3 protein-coding genes are annotated in these 2,317 nt (G+C 51.9%); 2 read left to right on the forward strand and 1 reads right to left on the reverse strand.

Annotated features, from left to right (window positions below; translation table 11 throughout):
- Positions 1-134: 134 nt before the first annotated feature.
- Entirely contained in the window at positions 135-788 is a 654-nt protein-coding gene (locus tag ACWXWJ_RS10210; RefSeq protein WP_473964343.1) for a CGNR zinc finger domain-containing protein, read from the reverse strand.
- 52 nt (positions 789-840) lie between these two features.
- Here ACWXWJ_RS10210 and ACWXWJ_RS10215 point away from each other — a divergent pair, with 52 nt between their 5' ends.
- On the forward strand, positions 841-2,019 hold the full coding sequence (locus ACWXWJ_RS10215) for an MFS transporter (protein WP_473964344.1): 1,179 nt from the start codon (positions 841-843) through the stop codon (positions 2,017-2,019).
- 1 nt (position 2,020) lies between these two features.
- Positions 2,021-2,245, forward strand: a complete 225-nt coding sequence (locus tag ACWXWJ_RS10220) for an NAD(P)-binding protein (RefSeq protein WP_434817028.1) — start codon at positions 2,021-2,023, stop codon at positions 2,243-2,245.
- Positions 2,246-2,317 lie beyond the last annotated feature (72 nt).

Here is a 2,317-nt window from a genome sequence, read left to right on the forward strand (position 1 = left end):
TTAGCTACATCTAGGGGGTGCTCATTCTCGCACCCCCTGCAAGTTATATCCCGTCTCTGAGGCTGTTAACGGAGCCTTGGGGCGGGGTTTTTCTCTTTGACTGGTGCAGAATAGATGCTGGTTAAGAGCCCGGGTTACTTGTTATGAGAGTAGCGACGGGCTTTAGCCCGATTGCCACAGTCCTTCATCGAGCACCACTGCCTCCGCAGGCCGTTAGAGCGATCCTCGAAGAGAATTCCACAACGCTCGTGGCCGCATATCTTCAATCGCTGCCGGTCATTAGTTCCGAAAAGTGCAACCGCGTCGGCAGCGACAAAACCTAATGCCTGCTCCAGCTCAAGATTCTTGGCCAGTGTCTTCCTAAGATCCGACTCTTCACTGTGAAGCAGATGCGGAGAGAAGGATTGAGTATCCAACTGAAGTAAAGGTCGCCTAGTGGACCATTCGTTGAGTACATCGATTGTGGAATTTAACTCGAATGAGGAGAGCGTATTCATGCCGAGGCTATGCTCTGCCAAAAGTAGAACTGCCTCGCGAAGCGCCGTAACGCTTTCCTGATCAATCGGCATTGGAGTTTCCACAAGCTCAGGAAGTTCGCGGGCCCAAGACGTTGCTCGGCGAGCTTGGTTAAGCCAGCTGGCGAAGTTAGAACGATCGCCGAGAAGGTCGACCGTAGGATGCAGCGGATCTTTACGGCGCCGAAGGGTATTCGCAAAGTCAAGAGCAGGCCGCTCGCCATAAAACACAAAAGAAAGCTGGCGAAGCTGGTTTGTGGATGAAGTATTCATAAAATCTACAGTACCTCTTGAACTAACCCCCTGAGGGGGTTAGTGTTGGAGTATGACACGTCGCACACTTCCTCTGGCTTTGTATGTGTTTCCGTTGGTGGCTGGATTCATGCTGCCGAACCTCGCGACCCCGCTGATGGAACTGTGGCGTGCGGATATTGGCTTCTCTGCAGGGACACTGACGCTCATCTTCATCATGTACCTTGGAGGGCTCGCGCCAGCCTTCTTGTTGGCACCGGGGCTCAGTGATAGTTGGGGAAGGAAGCGTACGCAGCAAGTGGCTGTGGTGCTCGGTATTATTTCCTGTCTCTTTTACGTCTTTGCAGACAGTATTCCAATACTTCTACTGGCTCGGATTCTCACTGGTCTGTGCTCCGGAGCCCTCTTGGTGCTAGGGCCATCTGCTGTGCAAAGTATGGCTAGTAAGGATGAATCCTCTAAAGCTACGCTCACGGCTACGTTAGGTATTGCAATAGGGTTGGCCGCCGGGCCCCTGTTTGCGGGCGTGATTGCGCAGTTGGCTCCATGGCCGACGAAGACGGTTTTCGTTCTTATGGCTCTCCTTCTCACAATATCGCTGGTAGTGATCGGAACAGAGCTGGAGACGGAGCGTAAGCCCAGGAGAGACTTGTTGCCCCACAAGGGGCTGGGGAAGAAAGACAAGCGTGTTGTTCTTGCTGGTCTTGGGGCTTTTGGTCCGGGAATGACGGCTGCTGGAATTGTTTTGGCACTGTCTCCAACACTTCTCAACGGAATTAGTGAAACAAGCGGCCCCCTGGGTGCTGGCCTGATTGCAGGAGGTATGTATGCGGTTAGCCCGATCGCGCAGAGTCTAGTCCGTCGACTCCACAGTCTTGCGCACATCAGATTCTCTATGGTGCTAATCGCGTTGGCGATGTGCATCTTTGGCGCAGCAATGACGCAACAGAGCTTATGGTTCCTGATTCTAAGCGCGGTACTTATAGGTGCAGGGCAAGGGATTAGTAATTTGGGCAGCTTTGGACTGATCCATCAAGAGGTTGACGAAGATTCGGTGCCTGGAGCAACAGCACTTTTGAGTTTGGGTACGTATGCCGCTGCGAGTGTTGTTCCTCTGGCAGGTGGGTACCTCATCGATCTAACCGGATTGTCGATTGCAAGCCTATGCATGGCGTTAGGAGTGGTTCTAATGGTTGCGGTGGGGTCTGTGTTTGCCCGGCAGAGCTATATTGACCAAACAAGGAGTGCCTAAAATGAAGATTGGCATTGTAGGGGCAGGAATTGCTGGCCTTGCGCTGGCTAACCTCTTGGATCATGCAAGAGACGAAATCCAACTGATTGACAGTGGATTTGCGAAGGATTATCGCGTCTCAGAATTATTTTGGCCGGCCCGTTTGTTTCGAACGGCGCCTGTCAGTGAGGAGATGATTCTGAATTATGTAGCCAACAATATTCTTGGTATGCGCCGATTTTACTAGATGATTTCTCGAGAGGACTATTCTACATTGATTTCTAATTCCGCTATTTCTCAAGGTGCCGAGAGCGTAACT

The sequence above is a fragment of the Corynebacterium sp. p3-SID1761 genome (assembly GCF_055862885.1).

What these genes read in the sequence shown, in the direction of transcription:
- ACWXWJ_RS10220 (WP_434817028.1), top strand. Translation starts at nt 2,021, where the DNA reads ATGAAGATTGGCATTGTAGGGGCAGGAATTGCTGGCCTTGCGCTGGCT.
- ACWXWJ_RS10210 (WP_473964343.1), bottom strand. Translation starts at nt 788, where the DNA reads ATGAATACTTCATCCACAAACCAGCTTCGCCAGCTTTCTTTTGTGTTT.
- ACWXWJ_RS10215 (WP_473964344.1), top strand. Translation starts at nt 841, where the DNA reads ATGACACGTCGCACACTTCCTCTGGCTTTGTATGTGTTTCCGTTGGTG.